Annotated in this window: 20 protein-coding genes; 6 read left to right on the forward strand and 14 right to left on the reverse strand. The window is 40.8% G+C overall.

The genetic code is table 11. The features are described 5' to 3' along the window. Positions 1-29 precede the first annotated feature (29 nt). Both DP114_RS26130 and DP114_RS26135 read right to left on the reverse strand, forming a co-directional pair. On the reverse strand, positions 30-467 hold the full coding sequence (locus tag DP114_RS26130) for a DUF6918 family protein (protein ID WP_169267933.1): 438 nt from the start codon (positions 465-467) through the stop codon (positions 30-32). 311 nt (positions 468-778) lie between these two features. Then, a complete protein-coding gene (locus tag DP114_RS26135) occupies positions 779-1,237 on the reverse strand; it encodes a DUF2358 domain-containing protein (RefSeq protein ID WP_171977499.1) in 459 nt (152 codons plus the stop codon). A gap of 24 nt (positions 1,238-1,261) precedes the next feature. Here DP114_RS26135 and DP114_RS26140 point away from each other — a divergent pair, with 24 nt between their 5' ends. After that, complete coding sequence (locus DP114_RS26140; protein WP_211178692.1) at positions 1,262-1,549, forward strand: DUF4386 family protein; 288 nt, start codon at positions 1,262-1,264, stop codon at positions 1,547-1,549. A 135-nt stretch (positions 1,550-1,684) separates the two neighbouring features. Continuing rightward, positions 1,685-2,896 (forward strand): LLM class flavin-dependent oxidoreductase, encoded by a 1,212-nt coding sequence (locus DP114_RS26145; RefSeq protein WP_171977500.1) that lies wholly within the window; start codon positions 1,685-1,687, stop codon positions 2,894-2,896. A gap of 52 nt (positions 2,897-2,948) precedes the next feature. On the opposite strand, the gene DP114_RS26150 is transcribed toward DP114_RS26145, so the two are convergent. Together DP114_RS26150 and DP114_RS26155 are read right to left on the reverse strand one after the other, a co-directional pair. Continuing rightward, positions 2,949-4,100, reverse strand: a complete 1,152-nt coding sequence (locus DP114_RS26150; RefSeq protein ID WP_171977501.1) for a glycoside hydrolase family 10-like protein — start codon at positions 4,098-4,100, stop codon at positions 2,949-2,951. Between the two features lie 7 nt (positions 4,101-4,107). Continuing rightward, a complete protein-coding gene (locus DP114_RS26155; protein WP_169267929.1) occupies positions 4,108-4,923 on the reverse strand; it encodes a DUF1206 domain-containing protein in 816 nt (271 codons plus the stop codon). A 209-nt stretch (positions 4,924-5,132) separates the two neighbouring features. Here DP114_RS26155 and DP114_RS26160 point away from each other — a divergent pair, with 209 nt between their 5' ends. Beyond that, complete coding sequence (locus DP114_RS26160; RefSeq protein WP_171977502.1) at positions 5,133-5,999, forward strand: alpha/beta fold hydrolase; 867 nt, start codon at positions 5,133-5,135, stop codon at positions 5,997-5,999. A 253-nt stretch (positions 6,000-6,252) separates the two neighbouring features. Here DP114_RS26160 and DP114_RS26165 read toward each other — a convergent pair whose 3' ends face one another. Next, a complete protein-coding gene (locus DP114_RS26165; RefSeq protein ID WP_171977503.1) occupies positions 6,253-8,454 on the reverse strand; it encodes a caspase family protein in 2,202 nt (733 codons plus the stop codon). A gap of 109 nt (positions 8,455-8,563) precedes the next feature. Beyond that, the gene (sat, locus tag DP114_RS26170; protein ID WP_171977504.1) at positions 8,564-9,751 is read right to left on the reverse strand and encodes a sulfate adenylyltransferase; all 1,188 of its coding nucleotides are present in this window, start codon (positions 9,749-9,751) and stop codon (positions 8,564-8,566) included. A gap of 482 nt (positions 9,752-10,233) precedes the next feature. On the opposite strand from sat, the gene DP114_RS26175 reads away from it, so the two are divergent. After that, complete coding sequence (locus DP114_RS26175; protein WP_171977505.1) at positions 10,234-11,664, forward strand: sensor histidine kinase; 1,431 nt, start codon at positions 10,234-10,236, stop codon at positions 11,662-11,664. Between the two features lie 92 nt (positions 11,665-11,756). Here the strand turns inward: DP114_RS26175 and mnmA are convergent, their stop codons facing one another. Further along, a complete protein-coding gene (mnmA, locus tag DP114_RS26180) occupies positions 11,757-12,824 on the reverse strand; it encodes a tRNA 2-thiouridine(34) synthase MnmA (protein WP_171977506.1) in 1,068 nt (355 codons plus the stop codon). A gap of 159 nt (positions 12,825-12,983) precedes the next feature. Between mnmA and DP114_RS26185 the strand changes: the two genes are divergently transcribed. Continuing rightward, positions 12,984-13,826, forward strand: coding sequence for an SPOR domain-containing protein (locus DP114_RS26185; RefSeq protein ID WP_171977507.1), 843 nt, complete (start codon positions 12,984-12,986; stop codon positions 13,824-13,826). 1,099 nt (positions 13,827-14,925) lie between these two features. Here DP114_RS26185 and DP114_RS35370 read toward each other — a convergent pair. The 7 genes from DP114_RS35370 to DP114_RS26215 form a co-directional block, all read right to left on the reverse strand. Next, positions 14,926-18,006, reverse strand: a complete 3,081-nt coding sequence (locus tag DP114_RS35370) for an SAV_2336 N-terminal domain-related protein (RefSeq protein WP_246162790.1) — start codon at positions 18,004-18,006, stop codon at positions 14,926-14,928. A gap of 170 nt (positions 18,007-18,176) precedes the next feature. Further along, positions 18,177-18,698 (reverse strand): HARBI1 family protein, encoded by a 522-nt coding sequence (locus DP114_RS35375; protein WP_318284525.1) that lies wholly within the window; start codon positions 18,696-18,698, stop codon positions 18,177-18,179. Beyond that, on the reverse strand, positions 18,695-19,075 hold the full coding sequence (locus DP114_RS35380) for a helix-turn-helix domain-containing protein (protein ID WP_246162596.1): 381 nt from the start codon (positions 19,073-19,075) through the stop codon (positions 18,695-18,697). The genes DP114_RS35375 and DP114_RS35380 overlap by 4 nt, the downstream gene beginning before the upstream one ends. Positions 19,076-19,463: 388 nt before the next feature. Further along, positions 19,464-20,543, reverse strand: coding sequence for an AAA family ATPase (locus tag DP114_RS26200; protein ID WP_171977508.1), 1,080 nt, complete (start codon positions 20,541-20,543; stop codon positions 19,464-19,466). A 116-nt stretch (positions 20,544-20,659) separates the two neighbouring features. Next, positions 20,660-22,213, reverse strand: a complete 1,554-nt coding sequence (locus DP114_RS26205; RefSeq protein ID WP_171977509.1) for a VMAP-C domain-containing protein — start codon at positions 22,211-22,213, stop codon at positions 20,660-20,662. 1 nt (position 22,214) lies between these two features. After that, positions 22,215-22,634, reverse strand: coding sequence for a hypothetical protein (locus tag DP114_RS26210; protein WP_171977510.1), 420 nt, complete (start codon positions 22,632-22,634; stop codon positions 22,215-22,217). 16 nt (positions 22,635-22,650) lie between these two features. Next, positions 22,651-23,691: an effector-associated domain EAD1-containing protein gene (locus tag DP114_RS26215; RefSeq protein WP_171977511.1), complete on the reverse strand. Its 1,041-nt coding sequence runs from the start codon at positions 23,689-23,691 to the stop codon at positions 22,651-22,653. Positions 23,692-23,970: 279 nt separating this feature from the next. On the opposite strand from DP114_RS26215, the gene DP114_RS26220 reads away from it, so the two are divergent. Continuing rightward, entirely contained in the window at positions 23,971-25,578 is a 1,608-nt protein-coding gene (locus DP114_RS26220) for an NAD(P)H-hydrate dehydratase (protein WP_171977512.1), read from the forward strand. Positions 25,579-25,624 lie beyond the last annotated feature (46 nt).

The raw sequence follows: 25,624 nt of genomic DNA on the forward strand, positions 1-25,624 counted from the left end.
AATCTTATTGATAACTACTTAATACCTACTCAGTTCTTAGTATGGTTATCAATTATCTTAGCTAAGCCAGGTACCGCCTCTTCCACATGCTTCTTAGCTGAATTGCGGAGTTTATCATATACACCTCGCAAAGCCTTATTGTTGCTTTTTTCTATTTTTGCGTCGGTAATGCTGAGTATTGCATCCGCTGTACGAGAACTGTTCTGGGTGAGGTGTTGGACTGGGTTGCCTGACTGTATGCCCTCACTCCAAATGGGATCAATTGCCGTCAATGATTGTGGCAGAAGCATTGCAACGGCGTCAGCACAATAATTAGGCGCAAACCCCTTTATGGCTGTGTAACCGGCTTTAAAAGCCAGACCAGAAACCCCTTGCATTGAAGCAACTTGCTGATCCATCAACTTGGTGCAGTCAGCCACAACCATATTCTTTTTACTAGGGTTTAACAGATCGTCGCTAAGTTTCATTTCGATTCTCCTTAAAGTAACAGCACTTAATTTTTATTCAACTAATTGTCCGAGCTACCAGGAAATTACAGAAGATGTTATGAGGTTTATACCAATTTTCTATGGGGAATTGGTATGAAATGATCTTCATAAACTTTTTCATGTTATAGCATTCTCTGTAAATTTCTACCAATTCTCCATGAAGATGTTCTTAATTTAGCCCTTAGACGGTTACGGCTCACTAAAAGTAAACTCCGAAGGGCTTTGTATGTCTACTTGAGACACGGCATTGCCGTGAAGAATACTGAGTAACACAAAAAAGCAGGATAGTGTCAACTTGAGAACTTCATAGAATTTTTATCGCTCATATCTGCTCCCTTGCGGAAGAATTGCTGCAAAACCTCACCTGGTTTGCGATCCCAAGTGTCGATATGTTCGTAAATTAAACCCTCTTGATTGAGTTTGTAAGTTGAATAGCCGTTGAAAAACACTCCAGCTTTCCAAGGAACGCGCAAAACGCCCCTGACTGTCCACTTAGCCAAAATTATGTCTTCGGCTGACTGATAGACTTCATGTAAGTCAAAGTAGATTCTCGTAAAAAATAGCTGAGCATGAAATCGTAAAGTCCAAAAGATAATGCGATAGTTCAATTTTCCTTTAAATTTGTTGACAGGATCTTGAAAGTAAATATCCTGCGTGTAGATCTCGTAGGAAATATCGTTTTGAAAAAGTGTTGGTAAATCGTTTTTAAGAGTTTCAATATCTTTTTCCACCTGCAATTGATATTCCATGCGATCGCTCCTAAAAAATGAATTTTGTTACTGTTGAAGTCATCTGTATGTCTGTGGCGTTTTTCCTGTCCATCGCTTAAAGGCACGGTGGAACGCACTGGTTCAGAAAACCCAGCAAAAAAGCGACATCATGAATTACTGATTTTAACTTGGTTTGTCTTTGGTTTAACGGCATTGCTGTTTATTCCAGTCTGTGTATTACTTCACAAATTACTGGGACGCGAAGATACGCTGTATCTTACCGCCGCCATCCTGACGAGGGTGCTTTCCGGTGTGCTACAGTCTTTCGCAGCGAAAACTAGTAGTCCTTAATCGTTAAAACCCGTATTTTTGTTTTCTGTAAAACGCTTATTCAACGCAAGTTCCATGAGGGATGAAAACACGGTTTTTAGAAATTATGTCCTACTAGTCTAAAACTCCACAGACGAATAGACTAAAGGAATTTCTATGAAGTTTGATGTCTTCTTCTCCATCTGCCAAACAGAGATTAGCGGTTACCTTCCCAATGAACGTACCATGTTCCATAATTTCTTTGACCAAGTGAGCCATGCAGACGAGCTTGGTTACGAAATAGCTTGGGTGGCAGAGAGTCATCTTTCATGTGAAGTTCAAAAGCATAATCCAAATCCCGTTATTCCCAATTTCAAAAGCGAGATTGGTCTCAATACCGATATTCTCCAGTTAGCCCATAGAATTTTTGCTCTTACAAAACGCATTCACGTAGGTTCAGCCATTCGCAATATCCTTGTCAACGGTGGTCCGATAGCTCATGCTGAAGCCGTGAAAACATTTCTCACTCTTCATGAGTTAGACGAAGCTGAAAATCGTCTTATTCACCTCGGTTTTGCCACTGGACGTTTTCCCTTTTCCAGTGCTGCTTATGGCATCGTTCCCCGTTCTGCTGTCGAAAAAGCAGCTTGGCATATAATCAGGGTAAAACTTTTTCAAGAAGCCACCGAAATTTTCCTACGCTTTCTCAGAGGTGATATTTTATCATCACAGGATGTCAGATCCAAAATTATCAAACGTGAAGACTTCAACAGCGATCAGGAATGGTCAAAAGTTCTTCAGGCATATGGTAAAGAAGTGAACCAGATCGAAATTCCCCCTTTCTGGAATTTTGACCGTATTGGTATTATCCCCGCTCAAGCATCTCTCAATCTGTTGCGGTTAATTATTGGTTCTCATAACCCTACAACTCAGGAGTTGGCAAATACTATTTTGCCTTGTAGAGTTTTTAACCTTTCCATCACGCCTGAAGCACACATTGAAGAAACTCATCGACGCATGAAAACCAAATTTCATCCAGATGGAGGGGAATGGCAACGTTGGTATATGCCACGCACCGTTTTGGTTTTTATCGATAATACTCCCAAAAAGTCTATTGCTCAAAGACGGGCAATAGCTCGTGAGAGAGCTAATCAAGCGCTGCACGCATATTGGCAAGCAATTGAGGGAACGCTTGATCCAGAAAAGATTATCAAAGCTACAAACAATGCACTAGTTGGAACTCCAGAGGATATCGTTCAACAAATACGAGAACGCTTTCATCCAGAAGATCGTCTTATGCTTTGGTTTGACTTCTTTAATCACAATAACGAAGAAGTTAAAGAAAGTATGACTCAATTTATGAAAAATGTTTGCCCTTATTTTGATTAATAATATCATGGCTTAATTAGTAATGAAGCGGACATGATAGAAACAAGATTCTTCAAACAATATTTTTCAAAAACCTGAGTAACCGCTGCCCAATAGAAGATGTTTTCTTGCTCACTCTACCTTGATTTAAATCTGACAGAGAAGGAAATACAGCAGACTGGGCATAAGGACTTTTTCGCAACACCTCAGCTAAGGCGTTATTTTCTTGTCGCAAACCTTCGTAGAAAAAGAAGATTTCCCCATAAATTCCACAACCACGGTTATACTCAATAGCCTGCAATAAGTGCTCTGAGCTTATGTGGTAAGAACCAATTTTCATCAGAATTCCTGGTGCTAACTTGGATAGAGTATTATCTGTGAATTGCTCGTTTACTAATTTATCAATAATGCTTTTATAAGAGAGAAAATCACGACGATAGATTTGGGGATGGATCATATCTACAAGCCCTCGTTTCAGCCAAGTAGGCGAATCTTGTAAGTATTCTTTATATGCCCAGTCGTGGATATTCGGAGTTATTGATATTAACAGGTTAGAATTAATCGCTTTGACTTCTTGATAAAGGCGGGCAAGAAATTCAGTGAGAATATCGGCACGCCACTGCAACCATCTTCCATCTTTGAAGTTTTTTGGCGGATTCTCACCAAACTGCTGACGATAGCGTTCTTGAGTTTCTCTGTCATAGCCGCCTTCACTAGGGAATGCAGGCAGACGGTCATCACCTTGGATACCATCTACATCATAATTTTTTACGACTTCCAATATTATATTTAACATGAAATCTTGAACTTCTGGATCAAGGGCATTGAGCCACTCAAAGCCATTTTTTTTCAACAAATTCCCTTGACTATCACGGGCAGTCCATTCAGGTTTTTTTGCCAGCAGTTGTCCACCATTTAAATTGTAGGAACTGGCGAATCCATATTCAAACCAAGGAATGATTTTTAACCCCACCCGCCGCGCCTCTGTAACGACTTCCGCCAAAGGATCGCGTCCTACAAACTGTGGGTTGATTTCTGTATTAAAGGTTTGATGCATCAATTGACTAGGATACATTGTCGCCCCTTTGTTCCAGACAACAGGGAAGACAACATTAAATCCTGTCTGGGCGAGGAAATCCATAGCTTGTGCAATGTTTTCTCGGGAATTGAAAACTTTGCTATCTGTTGTAGGTAACCAGACACCGCGTATTTCTACTTTTGCCATACACTTTTCAACGTGTGACTACCCGACGATAGCGTGCCTGAATTACCATGTAAACACCATAGGCAACTAAACCCAGCGCCACGATACCCAAAAGCCAAGGACCATAAGGTTGTTGTGCTAGTGTCTGTAACACCTCACTTAAACCTCCTGCTTGACTAGCGTCAGACTGAGTTGCTGCTTGAATTAAAAACCAGCCAGTAATACAGAAGACTATTCCTCGGGCTACTAAACCAAATCTAGAAATACCCATTACTAACTTGCGTTCTGAATCGTCCAATTCATTCAAATTTAAATTTCTCAGAAACTTACTACTAAAGGCTTGATAGAACTGATAGAAACCCAAACCAATAACAAACGCCCCCCCAGCACCAACTAACCATTGACCAAAAGGCTGAGAAAGTAATCTTGCTGTCCAATCTTGTCTAGAGTTACTGTTACCACCACTGTTAGAACCGAGAATAATCTGCACAGCACTCCAAGCAATACCAGCATAGATCAAACCATTGATTACATAACCAACTCGCTGTACCAAACCTTTAGCATCTGTCCCTTTATTTTCTGGGTCGTTTATTGCCTGTACAAAACGAAGAATTACGTATCCAATTAGTCCAATTGCCACTAAAGCTAGTAAAAACTCTCCAAATGGCTGATTGACAATTTCCCGGAGAGCGCCTTTAGTATCAGTTATTTTACCACCACTGCTAAATGCCGCCTGCGCTGCCAATAGTCCAACGAGCGCGTAAACTATTCCTTTAGATATATAACCAAATCTGGCTAGTCTCTCAATCCATAAAGAATGATGATGTGTGAGTTGGTGTGTCATAAGAGTTGGATTTAATCATGGCTAAGTATTTAGCAGATTTTCTCCCACACATACATCTATCAAGAGAGGAGTTATCAATTATTGAATTAAGAATGATTGAAAACTGATTTTCTTTTCAAGTTTTTATTTCATATGAATAATTTTCCGATATTAGTTATTATTAATACTTGTATTCAGAGTTCCATTATCTAACTAGAAGAGTATAAATTATGTCTGTACTAGAAGGTTCATGGCAGCATAAGTATATCACTGCAAACGGCGTGAAATTGCATTACGTTACTCAAGGGAATGGTCCTTTAATAGTAATGTTGCATGGCTTTCCTGAGTTTTGGTACTCATGGCGATATCAAATACCAGAATTTGCCCAAAACTTTAAAGTGGTTGCCCTTGACTTGCGTGGCTATAACGACAGCGAAAAACCTAAGAACCAGTCAGCCTATGTGATGGATGAATTTGTTAGAGATGTTGAGGCACTTATTAAAGGATTGGGATACGAAAAATGTATTTTGCTGGGACATGATTGGGGTGGTGCGATCGCCTGGAATTTTGCTTACTCTCATCCCCAAATGCTAGAGCGTTTAATTGTACTCAATCTGCCTCATCCCGCTAAATTTGCCGAAGGCTTACGCACTCCTCAACAGTTGCTACGTAGCTGGTATATATTCTTTTTTCAATTACCAGGAATACCGGAATTCCTCATACAATCCTTGGATTATCAACTGATTGAAAATGCATTTAAAGGTATGGCGATCAACAAAAGTGCTTTCACTCAAGCGGATCTTGATGCTTACAAAGATGCTGCTGCCAAACGTGGTGCTTTGACAGCAATGTTGAGCTATTATCGCAACATTTTTCAACAAAGAATAGTTAATCAAAGTTGGGGCGTTTTGGAAGTACCAACGTTGATGATTTGGGGAGAAAACGATACTGCCCTTGGTAAAGAATTAACCTACGGCACTCAAGCTTATGTGAAAAATTTTCAAATCAGATATATTCCTAACTGTAGCCATTGGGTACAGCAGGAACAGCCTCAATTAGTCAATCATTACATACGAGAGTTTTTGGGAGAACATTAGTTAAAAAAGAACTCAGAACCCAGCCCGTTCTGACAACTGTGTTCTGGGTTCTTTTTGTTCAGATAAAGAGAATTAACTCTTTGAGATGAGATTAATTTTAATACCAGCACATATAGCAGTCGCCAGGTAGATTAGGACACGAACTAATCAGAAAACACCGTCACCAAGAGACTTTCAAGTTTGTTCCCTCTTAAGCGTTCCCTGCTATATATTGTTCGTCAGGCAGAGGAAAAACTTAATGCAAGCCTGAAAGCTAGCAATTTTGTTCAACCACCTGATAAACAAAACTAAGACTTGCCCAATGATTCACATCCAATATATAGGAATCAGTCGTTGTAGTGTTCGTATCCTTGATTGCACTGGCATTATGTAAATCTTGTAGAACAGCTTGTACGACTTCTAGGGGGTTTGTCAAGGGCTGAATACGGTGCTGTTCTGCTTTGGGATACTTAGCAGCTTCTAAAGCAGCGAGGGACTGGGTAAAAGGTGCAGTACTAAAAATAAGTTGGGTTTCACTTAAGGAAGTTGGTGCTTGCACAACCCATTCAAAACCTGAAGTCGTTTGTGGTACTGTTAAAGTTTCTCCTGGGGAGATAACTATATCTTTGGCGACTAGTTTGGTTTGCGATGAGTCTGCTTCAGTATCTTTGTACCAGGGCACCAAGGCGATCGCAGTTCTACTGCTATTTAATCCTAGCAGCATCAGATAAACAGGGCGATCGCTCTTGTTTTCCACTCGATACTGTATCTTACTGCCAACGCTGACAATGGGAATATCACCAAGTTCAGGATTGAATGACTTGTTGTTTGATGTTTGAGTGGTTTGGTTTGGCAGTGTTTCTCGTTGTATGACTGCCCTAGGTGTTAAAGAACCTATGATCTCTAATGTTGCCTTAATCCCCAAGCGAGAAGATCCTGTATTTTGTGTTAGTCCCCATAATTTTGCCGCCAGTAAAGTTCCTAGTTTTGGTTTTAACCGCTGTGCAGCCACCTTCACTGCTTCTTTAGCTTCTCCACCATTGCTTGGAATTAACTCGCCACCAACAGAGAATAAACCGTAAGGACTCGAAGACGCAGCTGTAGAGTTTGTCGCTGCTAAATCTTTGTTATTCGCTTCAGGTACTCTCCCAAACAAATAATCTGCTGGTTGTTCTCCGGTGACTATGCTTAGTAAATGGGTGGCGGTTGAAAAGGCACTTGTTGCATCCACTCGTTCAATTCTTTCGAGTCCATTCAGGGCGACTGTTAAACCAATATTTCGGGGTATAACTCGCACAGCTTCCTGAACAAGTTGTCCGACTTGGGGAGATGTTGTACCATCAGAACTCAAAATTTGCGCTTTTGCTGTCAACCCAGCACGCGATTTCAAAATCAGCTGTATGTTCGATCCTTCTTTTGTAATGATCGTGAATCGTGAATTGACTCCGTAGTATTCCAGTACTTGTGGAGGTAGTCCTCCTAGCCAGATAGTGGTTGTTTTTCCATTGTCCTCCACTCCTGTAACCACTCCTTCTGCACAGGCGCTGTTTGTCAGCAAAATATTTCCAATCGGTGTACGAGAAAGCTGACTTTTGCTATCTAGCAATAAAGCTGGTTGCTGTTTTGTACTACCTAACTGCTGAATAGAACCTGCCACATAAGACAAACAAACTTGAATTGTTGTTGCTGGTACGGCTTGCCATAAATACTGGGTTAAAGCATAAGTAAATAATCCCGCACTAAAACCAGAAAACTGCTCCTCCCTTGCGAATTCCTTGGGGGTAGAGGTTGCGCAAAGCACTATAACTGACTTTTCACTCTTGACTTTTGCTTGTAGCTGTTTTTGCAACTCAAGTTCTTCTGGTAACAAGATAGCTTGTTCTGGTTGTGGGAGGGCGCGAATTTTTAGGTTTGTTAGTAAAGAGTTGGAGGGAGTATAGTAGCTTGTATCTAAGACTGCTGCTACATGCTTTGTGGCAAGCGATCGCAACATCAGCAACAGAGTTTCTTCTAATAAATAGTTGACTTTTTTACTTTCTTGTCCATCTGTCTGATTAAATAAAACAAGAGCGTTTTGCTCTGTTTCTTGCATTTCTAATGTGACACGACTGCCATAGCCACTATAGTGGAAGACAACTACATCATCAGGTTTTGCTTGGTTAACCAGATGCTCAAAAAAAGTTGTCTGAATGGCAATTCTAGTCGCTTGTTCATTAGTTAACGAGATAATATCAGAGGGTTGGAAACCAAAGCGGTGAATCAAAAGTTCCCTTTGAAGTTCCACATCAGTTAAACAACCGCTCAAAGCTGGAGATTGTGGGTACTGATTAATCCCGACTAATAAAGCCAATTTACGCGGTGCAGATTGTGCTAAAGCTTGATAATAGCGGCTTCCTAATGTCAACCACCCAGTTTCAATCGCACTCAACACCCCAAATATAGAGCCAAAACTTTGTAAAAAGGTTCGCCGCTTCATAACTTAAGTTAGTTAACTATCAGACCTCAGTCCATCAGCTATAGCTTAAAGGTCTGAGGTCTGAGTGTAAAGCAACTTTTTACACTTTATTATCTACCTTTTGTATGGTTTAAATATCGTAAGTATGAACTGCTACTCGCATTGCCCGTGCCAATTCTGTCGCCACTTCTGGACGAGTAAATTCTGGTGGAGGTAACTCGCCTCGGCGCAGCATTTCCCGCACTTTTGTTCCTGAAAGATGAATCCGTTCTTCTGGAAGACTAGGACTTGTTTTATCTGTCGCCATTTGCTGGGTACGCAGGCAGTAAAAGGCGTGTTCAAACATCATCGGTACAATGCCCAATTCTTCAGGCTTAAACTCATCAAAAATGTACTGAGCATCATAAGTGCCGTAGTAATTTCCTACGCCAGCATGATCCCGTCCGACGATAAAGTGAGTGCAGCCGTAGTTCTTGCGAATCAAAGCATGGAAAATTGCCTCCCGAGGACCAGCATAACGCATAGCCGAGGGATTAATTGCTAAAAGGACGCGGTTATGTGGGTAGTATTTTTCCATCAAAATTTCGTAACAGCGCATTCGCACATCTGCGGCGATGTCATCTTCTTTTGTCGCTCCTACCAATGGGTGCAAAAATAGACCATCCACAATTTCTAGGGCGCACTTTTGGATATATTCATGAGCGCGGTGGATCGGGTTGCGAGTTTGGAACCCAACAACAGTTTTCCAGCCCAATTGCTGAAACACCTGCCGAGACTCGACGGGATCAACTTGGTATTTTGGAAACAGAGGATGAGATTTGCGTTCTAATAACCACACATCACCTGCTAAATTTACAGAACCTTGGTTGTAAACTACCTGTACACCAGGATGCCTTGAATCATTGGTTCGATAAACATGAACCGCTTCACGGGTCTTGTCGTAGTGATATTTTTGTGTTAGTTCTAATACTCCGATATATTCACCAGCAGGATTATCTAAGCGAATCAAATCACCTTCTTTTAAGGAAGCGGCGACTTCTTCACTCACCGAAAGTGTAACGGGAATTGACCAAACAGTACCGTTGGCGAGTCGCATTTGAGCAACAACGCCGTTATAATCCTCCTGGTTCATAAAACCAGTTAGTGGACTAAAACCACCAATTGCAATCATTTGCACATCTGATAGTGCTCGTTCATTAAGTTGAACTCGCGGTAAAAAGTCGGCTTTTGAAAGAAATACTTGTTTTTGCTCAGGTGTAGCGATGCGATTCACCAATTGCCCACCGTGAGGGGCTATGCCATCGTAATGATAACTCAAGGCTGTCCTTTGTTTGCGATAACTACATTTTTTTTTAATCTATGTATTAACTTATCATTTTCCGTTTCGCAGATTCTGAGAGAAGTTTCTAAAGTTGGTGTAGAATCTTCTTAAATACCGTTATTGACGGCAGAGTTCAGGTAAAGTAGTTTTTTTCACAATTTCGCTGTAGGTCTCCGGCTATAACGATGCTTCGGCTGCGCACTTCGACGCCGCTCAGTGCAAGCTCAGCAACAACTTCGTTTAGCACCACAGCCCAAGGCTCTTTGGCGCAAAGTCATTAACTGCTAGGACACAACATAAAATTCAGAAATTGCGTAAGTAACCCTTTCATTTAACCGAGCATCTATCCTGAGTCCTGATCTCATTGTTTACAAGCTTTTCAGCAGTTCAGCTTTTCCTCCTATTAATATTTTTACGGATTGCTACCACTGTGTAAAATACCACCATAAACCTTGGTTGAAGAGTAAAGGATTAACAATATGGCGACTACATTCGTTTTGACCAATCAAGTCTTTACGAATGCTAATGATAGCAAGTTGGGATCTGAGTTAACTTTACAACACTTACAACATTGGGAGGTTTGCTTTGAATTATCTCATCCAGCAAGCAACTTGATTAAGTGTTTTGAGGAAGAGCCTTTGTTGCCAGGAGTGATTTTAACAACGAATCAACTCTATGTTGGGATGATCTCGCGGCGGAGGTTTTTTGAGAAAATGAGCCAAAATTATAGTTTAGACTTATATTCTCAGCGACCTGTGGAAACTCTCTACAGAATCCTCAAGCAAGTGGTTTTCACACTTGATGAGGAGACGCCCATTATACAAGCAACCCAATTGGTACTACAGCAAGCGCCTGAATTTCTTTATGAGCCGATTTTAGTGACTAATGCTTCTGGAAAGCATCGATTAATCGATTTTCAAACCTTACTCCTAGCCTACTCGCAAATTTATGTCTCAACACTTGCCCAACTACAACAGGTAGAAGAACAATCCAAAATAGCCAGTACAAATCTACGTGAGCTTGAGCACAAATATAACCAATCAGTAAAAAAAGAAAAGAATGAAAAAGTAGCTGCCTTGAGACAACTCGTTACGGGTATTGTTGAGCAAATCAACAAACCCGTCATCTTTATCGCTGGTAACCTTATCCATGCTAACCGCCATATTCAAAAGCTACTTCAACTCATCAACCTCTACCAACGCTACTATCCTGAACCCGCAGCAGAAATTCAAACTGCGCTCAAGCAAACTGAACTGGATTTTTTAAATACTGAACTCCCCAATCTCCTAACCTCTATCAAGAGTGAGTCCCAGCAGATGTGGCAGATTGTCCACTCGTTGCAAAGTTTTTCCTACCTTGATAAATCTGAGAAAAAAGCAGCTGACATCCATGACAATATTGATAGTGCTCTGCTTGTTTTAGAAAGTCGTCTGAAACCTTACATACACAGTCAAAGTATTACTCTGGTTCAGAAATATGGAAAACTTACTTTGGTGGAGTGCTATGTTGAGCCACTTAAACAGGTTTTCATAAACATCCTCACTAATGCAATCGATGCTCTTGAGGAGAAAATGAAAAATAGCAAGTCAACTGTTGAGACAAAACAAAAGCAGAACCCTCAAGATCAATACCCAAGCTTGGTGATCCGAATCGAAACCCAGATGTCAGATTCTCTTACTGATGTAGTCATTCGCATTGCAGACAACGGATCTGGTATGACAGAGGAAGTCAAGCAGCAAATATTCCAGCCCTTCTTCAGCACTAAATCTATCAGTAAAAAAGTTGGATTGGGACTGTTTATTAGCTACCAAATTGTTGTTGAAAAACACGGTGGTCAGTTGGACTGTATCTCTACTCTTGGAGAAGGGACTGAGCTCATCATTAAAATTCCACTTTCTGCACAGGGTTGAAACAGTTATCAGTTATGAGTTATCAGTTATCAGGTAGGAAACAGACTCGTCCACCCGTTGTTCACTGCGATGCACTGAGCTTGTCGAAGTGTTCACTGTTCACTGTTCACTGTTTGCTCAATTATCCCACCACCTAACACCTTCTCCCCTTCGTACCACACAGCAGCTTGTCCGGGAGTAATGCTGAATTGAGGTTCATCAAACACTAAGCGAACACGAGAGTTTTCTAACGGAATAACTGTGACTGGTACAGGAGTGGAACGATAGCGAATTTGAACTTCCGCCCGAATGGGAGTTGATGGTTCAGCAATGGATACCCAATTAACCCTTTCTACAGTACATTCTGGTTCGGTTACTTTGGTGCGATCGCCCACAATCACCCTGTTATTCACTGCATCCAATGCAATCACATACAGTGGTTCAGCTGCGGCAATACCTATACCTTTACGTTGCCCAATTGTGTAATGATGGACACCATCATGCTCACCCAGAATCTTGCCTGAAGTATCAACAATATCTCCTTTTTTCGGCGCAAGATATTTATCCAGAAACGCTCGCATTGAGCCGTTACTTTCCACCAAGCATAAGTCTTGGCTTTCTGGCTTATCTGCTGTTTTCAACTTGTATTTATCTGCAAGCTGACGAGTTTCGCTTTTTTGTAACTCTCCTAGTGGAAATACGCTTCCTGCTAGTAGTTCTTGCGACAAATCATAGAGAAAGTAGGACTGGTCTTTGTTGCGATCAAAAGCACGCAGCAATTGGTAGCGTCCAGTAGCGGGGTCATGTTGAATGCGGGCATAATGACCAGTGGCAATGCGATCGCACTCCAAATTTTCCCGCGCGTATTGCAACATCGGACCAAATTTTACAGTTTTATTACATTGTGAACAAGGCAAAGGAGTGATCCCAGTACTGTAACCATCTACCAGGTAATCAATGATATTAGTTTGAAAGACATCCCGAATATCAACAATATGATGGGGAATACCTAGCTGTTCACAGATATAAGCTGCATCAATCATACCTTCAGAGCAACACTGACCTTTCCCTTTCATCAACCAAAGGGTTAAGCCAATCACTTCATAGCCTTGATGGTGCAAAATGGCTGCTGCGGCAGAACTGTCAACGCCTCCAGAAAGACCAACTACAATTTTGTTCATAAAATAGTTCGCTTATTGTATAAAATAACTACATAAATCAGGGTGTTCTAGATTTTGGATTAAATCACTCGGTCATTTTTTAGTCAAGAAAATCATTAAAAATTTTGCTACTAATTTGTTGCTAATAATAATATGGTCAGTGCAATACCGAATCAGATTATGGCATTTATTAAATTGAGCCAACCATCTTTGATTTTGCGTTTGCTCTTAGGAGGATGGTTAGTTTTTTTATCTCAATCTAACCTAGCATATGCCCAAGTCAATCCTAGCGAAGTTTTCATCGCACAGCGATCAGTGTATGATGGTGTTCCGCCTGCACCTTCAAACGAACTACCAGCAGTACCGTTCGGTTCACAAGGTTATACAGTTCCTGAGGTGAATACATCGCCCCAACGTTCTGTTGAATTTGAAGCACCTTCTTATGGATCTAACCGTGCTTCTGTTCCCTACAAGGTGTATATTAGTGAAAATGATTATGGACTCCGGCGAGGAACACGTCTGATTCCAAGAAATGCTTTTAGACAGCGGTTTGGAAGACGTTCCGTCATTCAAGTAGGTGCTTTCAGGACAAGAGAAGGAGCGAGAAGCCTAGCCAGACAACTGGAATCTGACGGCGTATATTCTGCAAGAGTTGTTTCTAGCAATCAAGTTGTCTATAACGAACAGAACGGACGGAATGAACCCGACGTTCCCTATAATTCTGGCAGAGGCGATTATAGAGATGATTATGGTAGAGGTGACTCTGGTAGACGATCTAGTTACTACTATGTCGTTTTTCCTGCAAACTCGAAAGAGTTACCCTACTATAGAAACGAGATTAGAAGCTACCTAGGACGAAATGTTTACCCAGGTTCAAATGTATACGTCATCCCCAGACTTGAACCGCGAGGACCACATATAGCAATTGGACCTTTTGTCAAGCGTTGGGAGGCAGAAGAATGGAATAGCTATCTGCGCAAGGATTCAAGATTTGGTAATGCTAGGGTTTACTACGGTAGATGAGCATTGTAGTTTAGAAGATGTTTCTTGTTCCTTCCTGTACATACCGAATCGCTCAAAACCTCACCCTCGCTTTTCGCTACGCAAAAATCTTTCCCTCTGCGAACTCGCGGAGAGGGATGCCCGACAGGGCAGGGTGAGGTTCCAAGATTTTGGCTAATTCGAGCACTTATCTGTACACAGTAGCATTAGGACTTATATCATCTACCGTGTACATACCGAATCGCTCAAAACCTCACCCTCGCTTTTCGCTACGCAAAAATCTTTCCCTCTGCGAACTCGCGGAGAGGGATGCCCGACAGGGCAGGGTGAGGTTCCAAGATTTTGGCTAATTCGAGCACTTATCTGTACACAGTAGCATTAGGACTTATATCATCTACCGTGTACATACCGAATCGCTCAAAACCTCACCCTCGCTTTTCGCTACGCAAAAATCTTTCCCTCTGCGAACTCGCGGAGAGGGATGCCCGACAGGGCAGGGTGAGGTTCCAAGATTTTGGCTAATTCGAGCACTTATCTGTACACAGTAGCATTAGGACTTATATCATCTACCGTGTACATACCGAATCGCTCAAAACCTCACCCTCGCTTTTCGCTACGCAAAAATCTTTCCCTCTGCGAACTCGCGGAGAGGGATGCCCGACAGGGCAGGGTGAGGTTCCAAGATTTTGGCTAATTCGAGCACTTATCTGTACACAGTAGCATTAGGACTTATATCATCTACCGTGTACATACCGAATCGCTCAAAACCTCACCCTCGCTTTTCGCTAAGCAAAAATCTTTCCCTCTCCTTAGCAAGGAGAGGGATGCCCGACAGGGCAGGGTGAGGTTCCAAGATTTTGGGTAATTCGAGCACTTGTCTGTACACAGTAGGATATAATCATTGGAAGGCAGAGCCTCCCTCAAGGCATTCCCATGCAGAGCATAGGAACGAGAAAAACGAGAAAAGTCAAGCTTGTGTGTGATCCAGTTTTCAAGTATTATAATAAGGAGAGCAGAACAAATCTCAACTCAAAAACCCAAAATAAATTAGATCGCTCCGCTTCGCTAACAAAGAGAAAAGAAAAAAAGGGCAAAGGGCAGAGGGAAAAAGTTCAAAGGGCTACTGAGTCCTCGCCGCCGCACCACCACAGACGACGCGAAAACCGATGTCGTTGCCGTCGTAGGCGGGGTTGTAGTAGTTGCGATAAGCAGAACGGCAATAGTCAGGATAGATGATCCACGAACCACCGCGCAGCAGCGAACGATTATCATTGTCACTAAAGTCTGCTTCCTGTTTTTGACCTCTGATATTTTTCCAGATTTTACCAATTCTTGAGCCTATATCAGTATCAGCTTTTTGTTTTTTGGAATTCTCATTTTCATGCCAAGCACTTCCATCTGTTGGCGCTTCCTGGTAATTTTCATGCCAAGAGTCTTCACACCATTCCCACACATTTCCATGCATATCGTATAAACCAAAGGCGTTAGGGGAGAAAGTTCCTACAGATGTAGTTTTTTCTCGATACTCACCTTTTGGTTCGTCAGCAAACGTTTCGTTGGCACGGTAATTTGCTAACTTATCTGTCAGAGTTTCACCAAAATGAAATGGTGTTGTGGTTCTAGCACGACAGGCGTATTCCCACTCCGCTTCGCTCGGAAGTCGATAATCTTTTCCTGTCTTTTTAGAAAATCTAGCACAAAACTCTACTACATCATACCAGGAAACGCATTCCACAGGAAAGTCATCACCTTTAAAACCAGATGGATCTGGCTTTAACTCTCGGTTTACTTGGGGTAATGCGGCTACGACTCGCCATTGTGCTTGCGTGATGGGATATTTACCGATGAAGAAAGGTTGAACAGTGACTTCATGCTGAGGTTTTTCGCTTTCATATCCTTCTCCTTCTGGCGAAGCCATCATAAATTTACCACCGGGGATAGCCACCATTTCTAGGGTGATATTATCTTCTAAATTTTCAAGGTAATAAGTAGCTTGGCGTTTTTCTCGTTTAATTTCCAGTCCTTGAGCATTTACTGTGATAACATCAAACTCAAAAGTTGGGATTTGAGGTGAGAAGGAACTCAGGTGACAAGTCTCGATTCGAGACAAGAAACTTCTAATTTTTCCTCTCCTATACCCAGGTACATCTAGAAGAAATAAGTTAACCCAAGTCGGTAAGTGTCCGATGGCAGCATCAACAGAAAAAGTAAAGTCTGTGTAGTCAATCCATTCACTGTTTCTACGCCATCCGATACGTTCTCCAAAATCTTGCCAAGTTTGCCAATCGTACTCAATAGTACCACCAAGACTTTGATAAATCTGCTTCTGAACGCCGAAGCCGAAACGTCCCTTGCTGTAATTTTCCCAGAGTTGGTTAACAGTCTTTAAGTCTTCACAAGAAAATCCATCTATATCTTTGACTTCTAAAACGCCTTTCTTTTGTTGTCTGGCTGCTTGAAGGATCACTCTGACTGTTTCTTCATCAGCTTGTTTCCATTTTCCTGCTGCGAGTAAGTTACGCAAATGGGTGTAGTCAATCCCCACAGCAGAACGTAGTTCAATCTCTACTTGAGAAGACTTTTCTATCTCTTCTGCAAAACGCTTATAATCTCCACCCAACTGTTTCAAAACCTTAACCGCCATCACAGCAAAAGGCTTGACTTGTTCATCATCCCTCTCACCCGGCGCTTTCAAAACAGCGACAAATTCTTCTAAAGACTTCCCTAATAATCCTGCAACATATTTAGAAACAGCATCTAAGACATCAGCCGAATCTCTGACAGGTGAATCTTCCAACAAGATACCCCGAATCTCATCATCCATAAAGTCATACTGCACCGTATCAGGATTGGTATCTGTCTCAATCGGCGTTAAAGGTTTTAACAAACCTCCCAAAAAAACTTCTGCAACATGAACTTGGCGAGACTTGGGTAACATGGTTTCTTGAATGAGTCGCACCACAGGTAAACTCATCACTGGTGCAGCGGCTAATAACCCTGCTAATTTCCGCGCCATTGGTGAAGCTGTCATGCGAAAGCGATACACTCGCTCTTGTGAACTTAATTGATTTTGGGTTGTTTGTGGTTGTTTGGTGGGATGAACTTTTTTTTGGGAAGTGACTTGCGAAGTTACTTGGGAGGGGAAAACAAACCCAGAAGCTTCCGCATCACTTTTTCCTGCTACCATTTGACTCCAAGCCAAAGTCACCTCTGGTTCTAAAGTCAAAACTGGGAGTTTGATTTCGCCTTCTATATTATTGATATCCTTCCACAACAAAAGCTCTTTGATGAATAAGTTTTGGTTCGCGACTCCAGGCGTCAAACTTCCCAAGCGTACCGAAGCACCACTACCCAAACCAGTTCTTAACCACAACGAATCGGGTAACATCTGGATCAGCGCCACTGGTTGAGTATTCGTCCAAACTTTTATCGCCTCATTCACAACAGTACCATCACGCCAAATAGCTGCGACGCAATCACTCACCACTAAAACCAAACGGCGACTGCTTGGATCAATCAATTCGCGGGGACTCGCAAGGCGTTGCTGGTTTGCTGCTTTTCCAATTCCCGGACGAATATAGATTTCTCCATCTTCATCACTGACTAATCCCCAAGTGCGTACATCCCGAAAAACACAATAATGTTCCAGTAGTCGTTTGAGTTCCCAAATCGTGTGTCGCCAAATCAGCATTGATTTGCTTTCATCAACAACCAAAGCCACATCTAACCAAGGTTCTGGTTCAGATTTCAGCACGGGAATACAAATTCCCTCAGCAGCAAAACGCTCAACTGTACTCTTCTCATCTAATACCGTTTTTCTTCCAGAATCAACCCGACGCATTAAAGGTTTTAGCGCCTGCGCCAATGTTAAGGGTTCTCGCAGCGAAGGCGCATCCGGTATACGCAAGGGAAGCGCTTTACTTTCAGAGGAAGTTTGAGATTTATTGGACTGAGTTTCTGGATAAATTGCTGCTGTCGGGGAAGGAATTTGGGGAGGTTCAGAAATGTTGCTGTTTGCAGGGGTAGGATTTGATGGTTTTGATGCGGTTGCTTGTTGTGATTGTTGTGAAGTCGTATGAGTTTTTCTCTCGCCATTTTCCTGACGTTGAAGAGTCAGCCAGAGAATATCGGCGATTTCTTCCCCGGTTAATCCTAAATCTTTTCCTAAAGCTGCAATCAGTTGATTAAATTTATTAGACATCTCCGAAAAATGCCAATAGCACTCTATAACTGGCTTTCAAGAGGCGAACGCCAATTTCAAACATCAGTCGGCCTCCACGCAAAAATAATGTTTGAGACAGTTACTGTTGATAATAAGGTAGAAGTAAGTATTTTTACACGCTAATTCTAACCTGGTAAAATCGTGCTATTTTATATTGGTAAAACCAATGCTCCTATTCGGAATCTTACAAGTCCACAAATAGTCATGACTATCTGTTCGTATTTATGTGGATTTAGTCGAAATCTTTCAGAGGCAACTCTAAATATCTTAATGAAACGAATTAAATGTTCAACAAAGATTCGTTCAGATGCCAACTCTTTATTTTTTTCTTTCTGCTCTAGAGTTAATTCTTGTTTTTTCGCCTTTTTCGTGGGAGTCTTAATGAATGGTTCTCCTTCATAAGCTTTATCTCCCTTAAACTTTTGATTAGGGTCAAAGCCTTTGCGACTTTCACGAAATACATTTATATCACTTTTCGGCCCAGGTCTTCCCACAATTACATCAACAATATCTTTCCCATCTGGTAAAACAATAATTTGATTTTTAAATGTATGGCTTTTCTTTTTACCATAGTAATATCTTTTTTGTTCTTTATACTCTCCAGGTCGCTCTCTAGGCTGTTCACAACTATCTACTATCAGTTCATAATCGGTTAAAATTTCTTGAACTATCTTATAGTCACTCGTGTTTTTTTTACCTGTTCAAGTAAGCTTGATGGCAAGATTTCTTGTAGGAGTGGAAACCAATAGTTAAATGTATCATTTGCTGTTGATTCACTCACTCCAAACTGGATACCTAGCAATTGAAATGTTGTCAAATGTCGCAAATATATCAGGGTTAACAGAATTTGCTGTTCTGTGGATAGCTTTACCTTACGACCACCCCCTTTATTGATGATTCTAACTTTCTTTGCTTCGCTCTCCTGCTGCTTTTGGGTATGTAAGGCCATCGCCTGCTTCATTAGTTGCTCTAGCTGCTCGTATTTCAGACCAACCAATCGCTGTACTTCTTGAGGGTTGTGTTCAATGTAATCTAGTACGTAACTCATCTTCTTGTGGTAAAAAGCTTATTTTATACTTTTTTACCAGAAAAAATTCTATTTTGGAGATATCTATTGTTGGTTGCAGATGATTCATTAATCATACCGTTCGGGTAAGCTGTTGATACTCGACGACGAGTGTTTGATACTCGTGAACTCAGATCTTGCACCTCCGGCTGAGTACGCCCAGAACTTAAGTTCTGGGCTAATAAACCAAGTCCGTTAAAACGGACTAAAAAACTTACTCAGTCCGTTTTAACGGACTTGGACTTTGAGCCAAGAAATTTATTTCTTGACGGACGAAAAGTATGATGCAAGATCCTCGCGAACGAGTGTTTGATACTCATCTTACTGTTCCCTGTTCCCTGTTCCCTGTTCCCTGTTCCCTGTTCCCTCTTCACTGATTTAAGCTTCTTAATAAAATATCTTTAATCGACTTTTCATCCGCTGCTTTTGGACTCACATCACGGGTGAGTAAATAAATTGTATTCAATAACTGGTCTGTCGCTCGTTCAACATTTTGATTTTTATCTGATTTATTATCTGACAAAAACTCTTTGATTAACTCATTAATTTTTGCTTCAGCATCTTGAGCAAGGCTTTCCTCATCTTTAAAATGAGCTTTAACAATTGCTTTGAGAGCTTCTTCTTTCGGTTCTGGCATTTCTACTCGTACGCATCGCCGTTTAAAAGCTGGCGGAAAATCTCGTTCTCCATTGCTCGTCATCACAATGATAGGGAAAGCATAGCAGCGTACCCAACCCCCTACAATGTCAACATCAATATCTTGGTCTCGGGTATCTACTTTAAATATACGCTTTTCTTGGTTATTTTCTTGCTTATCTTCCCCTTGAGATTTTGCTCGTCTGACTAACTCTGGAATCTGAAACTCTCCCTCCTCAAAAATATTTAATAAATCGTTGGGAAAATTAATATCGCTTTTATCGATTTCGTCAATTAGGAGAACTCTTGGTAACAAAGAAGGTAAAAAAGCTGTTCCCAAAGCGCCCAATGTAATATACTTACCAATATCCTGGTCTTCTTTTTGTTGAGCATCTTGGAGTCTGGCGATCGCATCATAACGATAAAGACCTTCCTGTAAGGTAGAACGAGCGGTGATTCCCCAAGATAAGACTGGACCTAGGTTTAATTCATAGGCAATCGCATAAGCCAAAGAAGTTTTACCCGAACCAGGTTTACCCGTCACTAGCAAAGGTCTTCGTAAATAAATAGCAGCGTTAACTGCATTTATAACATCATTGGCGTCACGAGATATACGAAAAATTTCACCCCTTCTTTTATTCCTGTCTTTTTCTTGCGCCAAATTCAGGAGTTTTTCCCAGCGTCCATCATTTGGAACATCTTCTTTTTTACTAAAGCGTCGCCAAGGAGGAGGTTTCAGATGTTCTAATTTCTCTTTCACCTCATCTTCCATTATTTGCTCGCCATTACCATGAAAAAATCGCCAGTCTTCCATATTTTAAATTTATCTTAAATCTATATGACTGAATCAGTGAACAGTAAACAGTGAACAATTGATAACTGGTAACTGGTAACTGGTAACTGGTAACTGGTAACTGATAACTGTTCATTCTACATACCTGTTTCGATAAGCGATTGATTTTGCAGATGAAAAGGTACTCGATTAGGATTATCACATAAAAATCCCAGATGATAGCCTAAATAATTTTCTTTGTCTCTTCTCGCATGAGCTTTTTTACGGAGTTTCCATACTGATTCAATTAAGTCACTGAAATCTCCTTGAAAACATTCAATATTTAATAGCTCGTCAAATTCTTTCTCTATATTAGGAATATGAGCCGTTCTTGTCCATAAAGCTATTGGGACTCCTCCTCTTAAAACAGCAATAAACAACTCCTCTTTATCTAAATCAGATTCAGGAAAACAGCAAGTCATCTTGACTCCTAGCTTTTCTTTGATTTCCAACTCAGCTTGTATTTCATCCCAATTGCAGTCATCGACTTGAGAGATATGATAAATTTTATTTTGTAAGTCTGTCTGTGAAAGTCTTGTTTTAACCCACTTTGTTAACTGTTCCCATCTTAAAGAGAGTCGATTGCTATATTCGCCATAATTACTGATAAAGCGGTCAAGAGAACGTACCAAAAATTTGTATTCATTCCCTATTGGTTTTCTGCGGTTGAAGCCAATCGATATTTCTTCTAAGTCTAGACTTTTACCTAAAAGTTGTAAAGGTAAAAAGATCTCTACAGTTAAATAATGTTTGTATTGTTTGAGGTGTTCAGTTTTAGCAATACTTATAAATTGATGAATATTCTCTGCGATTTCTTCAAAAGAACACTCTAATTTTACTGATTCCTGATTTAAATCAATTTTTATAAGTTTTCCTTTAGCATCATTCGGTAGATAATCCCGAATCAATTCAGCTTCCAGATAGAACTTTTTAGCACTTTTCGGACTAGGAGAAACTGTAATCAGCAGATAAGATTGAAGAGTAGCAGATGATTGATCCTCAAAATAAGTTGGCAAAGTGAGATTCAGTTCCTGGGCTATCTTTCCCACCCACTGATTTAATTTATTTTGGTGAGATTCTCCAACTTCCTTTTCCTTCGACAGACGTTCAGCAAATTCAACAATACTTGGTATACCTTTATCATTCCGAGGACATTTGTTTAAGAGTATAGTCTTTAATACACCTAAACTTTCCAGATCTGCTAATTCTGGATAATTACCTAATACATCTTGAGTTTTGGTAAAATTTTCTAGAGTTATACGACAGACTCGACCAAGTAAACTCAACTTAATTTCAGACAGTATGAGACATAAATTATTCCATTGTTCGTTTGAAATTTGACTTCTATATAATGAGTCATCAATATGGTCAAAAATAGATGAAAATAATTTCTCTTTAATAGCTTTTAATTTCTGATTTTCAGGTTTTTCTGAATGAGCAGCCTCAATGAATTGTTTTAAAAAACCTTCTCTTTCTGCTTTATTAATCAAGTTATAGACAATTTGTTTATAATTTTTACCCTCCTTGATTTCCTCTAGATTCATATCTAGTTCCAAATCAAGGAGCATCTTTAGATCTCCTTCATCGGGATAAGCGTTAAGAATAGCTTCTATTAATTCTTTCTGTGAAGATTTCTTTAAATTTATCGTCATTTCATTTAACTTTTTCTCCTTCAGGAGGATTAAATAAAGGCACTATGAGACTATAAAGAATCAAAACTACCGAACCATAAACAGGACGGTAAAACGCCAATGAAGAAAATCGCTCTCCTAAAGCAAATACCCAAACAATAAATGCCCCTGTAGAAATGAGAACTTGAGTGATGGCTGGTGGCTTTCTAGGTTCTGAAGTTTGCTTGAAAATATAAACAGCAGTTAACCCAGTAAAAACAATAAATAAAATCCACAATAAACTATTACTGGGAATCTCATTATCGCTGATAAGAAGTCCTTTTACAGCTATCCAACCCACAACAATTTCCGAGGGAATGTATTTGATGAGCTTATCAAAATAACCATCAATGTTGGAAGAAGTATTTGCCTCTAGTTGTGTTGTAATAATACGTCTCGTCATATCAGTTATTAGTTATCTATCTTTTAAGGTAATCTTTAATTTCCTGATAAATGGCACTAAATAAAATTCCTTCGCGGATAGTACCAAAACTTTTGGCTCGCTGAGCATGATGCAAAGCGACTATTTTCCAATCATCATCAAAGCATGGCGCACCACTCGACCCCAAGGCAGTTTTGTTAACATATTGAACTAATCCTCTCTCCTGATAAACTCCAGTTATCCCATCACGACTGATAGATATTTTCATTGAGTCCCCTTCGGGATGTTGCAGAAGATGGATTCCCATCCCTTTAACGGGAAGATAATTCGCATCCCAACAAGCAGGTTTAATATCCTTGGCGTCGAGAAGACGTTTCTCCACTTGCAGCAAAACATAATCAAGTTTGTCGATCGGACTAGAGTGTAGAATTGGTTGCTGACTTTCTAATTTAAATACCAGTCCGTCTGTCTCGTTTCCGGAATTTGAACTCAAACAGCCAAAACGCAAAACTGCATTGAGAGCATTGGTTTGGATATCTTCATTTTCATTCGGCTTGAGAACGTGGTAATTTGTCAGTACAAGATTATCTGCTACTAGAACACCCGTTCCAATTTTGCGCGAGTTTATTTCAATCCGACATACAGATGTTATTTGTTCAATGGCTCTCTTCAAAAAGCCAACATCCCAAAAATCTGGTTCAGACTGAAATAAACCTTGAAGTTGTAGTTCTTCTGTTGGTCCTAGCCAATTAATATCTGGACCCGTATTTGCAGTAATATTTATTGGAATGGGATTAATAAGAAATCTTTGCTGAAATATAGTTTGATAAAACTGTTTTAACTCTTGATTCTCTGGGTTTGTATTATACGCAGCGATAATTAGGTAGTCTAACTTACCTCTTGATTCAGCCCATTTAATCAAATTAAAAATACGTTGAGTCTGATTTGCTCCTTCAGCTATTGCATCTAAATTTTCCTCTAATTCATCATCAAGCATCATTTCTAAATCAGCTTTGCTTCGATAAGCACTGAGAATAGCGTCGCGTAATTTCTTACGTTCCGGACCAGTTAGATGCATAACTTAAGAAGGGATTATTGGCTCTTATTGTTATTAAAAGTACCACATATTAATTAGAAAATGGACAGAGGATAACTTAGTATCTTGTACCTGCTAAAATAAATGCCAAAGTTATTATAGATTATTGGACTGAGTTCTCGTCCGCCAAGGACTGTAAGTCCCAGGCTCATAGACGAAGTCCATTAAAATGGACTGGAACAGGATAAATTTTTTAAATAAATTTAAACACAATATTTAGCATTCATTACTCAAAACTCAGAACTTTAGGACTCAGGACTAATGAAAGACAGGCAAGAAAAAATTGCACAAGTCATCGTCACCGCACAGCAAATGCACGATATCGAAGAGCGTATTTTTACAGCGGGAATGCCTGTGGTAGCTTTGATGGAAAAAGTGGCAGGACTTATTGCCCGTCGTATTCAGGATATTTACCTCCTGTCTTGCCAACAAGAAAACAAAGGGAAAGCTTCTTTATCTCCCTCACTCCCTCCCTCCCGCGTAGGAATTCTCACAGGTCCTGGTCATAATGGTGGTGATGCTTTGGTTGTTGCCCGAGAGTTATACTTTCGTGGCTATGAAGTCTTGATATATTGCCCTTTCTCTAAACTAAAAGAATTAACTTCGCAACACTTGCAGTATAATAGAAGTCTGGGTTTACCGTGTTATGACTCGATTGAACCACTGCAAGATTGTGATTTATTGATTGATGGGTTGTTTGGATTTGGCTTAGAAAGAACGCTCACAGATCCAGTCGCTAGCGCTATCAATCAGCTGAATGAATGGGACAAACCGATTATTAGTATCGATTTACCTTCGGGGTTGCACACAGATACTGGTGAAGTTTTAGGAACTGCGGTACGTGCTACGCACACGTTGTGCTTAGGTTTGTGGAAGCAGGGTTTATTGCAAGACCAAGCTCTCGATTATGTCGGTAAAGCTGAGTTAATAGATTTTGACATTCCCTTGGCTGATATACAAGTGGTACTGGAAAATTCACCAAGTACTAAACGCATCACAAAAACAACAGCCCTCTCCACTCTGCCTTTACCCCGTCCGCCAGTTACGCATAAATATAAGGAAGGACATTTGCTGTTGATTTGTGGTTCGCGTCGGTATTCGGGAGGAGCAATCTTAACTGGGTTGGGTGCGCGAGCAAGTGGTGTCGGTATGCTCTCAATTGCTGTACCAGAATCTCTCAAATCAATCATGGTGGCGCAGTTACCTGAAGCTTTGATTATTGGTTGTCCGGAAACAGAATCTGGGGCGATAGCCCAACTGCAACTCCCAGCCAAAACAGATTTGAATTCATTTAGTGCGATCGCCTGTGGTCCCGGCTTAACCCGAGATGCCAGCCCTATCTTACAAGAAGTATTAGATAGCATTAGCCCCTTACTTCTAGATGCTGACGGTTTGAATATCTTGGCTGAAATGGGAACCATCAATACGTTACAAAAACGACAAAATAGTACCGTACTAACACCACACACTGGTGAATTCAAGCGATTGTTTCCTGAAATTGCTGATGCTAATCAGCACAGGGTGAAAGCAACGCGGGAAGCGGCGGCGCAAAGTGGTGCAGTGGTGTTATTGAAAGGTGCAAGGACTGTTATTGCCAACTCCCAAGGAACCGTCTGGATTAATCCCGAAAGTACCCCAGCCTTGGCGCGTGGTGGTAGTGGGGATGTCTTAACTGGGTTGATTGGCGGATTATTGGCGCAAGCTTCTTCTAAAAAGATTTCTGTAGAGGAGATTGTTGCAACTGGTGCTTGGTGGCATTCTCAAGCAGCAATTTTAGCAGCACAAGAGCGGACAGAATTGGGAGTAGATGCCCATACTCTGACGAATTATCTTATTGCTGTTTTGGTATCTACTTCCAATAAAAAATGAAGAACCTCACCCGCCTGCGGCACCCTCTCCTTATTAAGGAGAGGGT

Origin of the sequence: Brasilonema sennae CENA114 (assembly GCF_006968745.1) — a bacterium.
In the GTDB taxonomy this organism is placed as follows: Bacteria; Cyanobacteriota; Cyanobacteriia; order Cyanobacteriales; family Nostocaceae; genus Brasilonema; species Brasilonema sennae.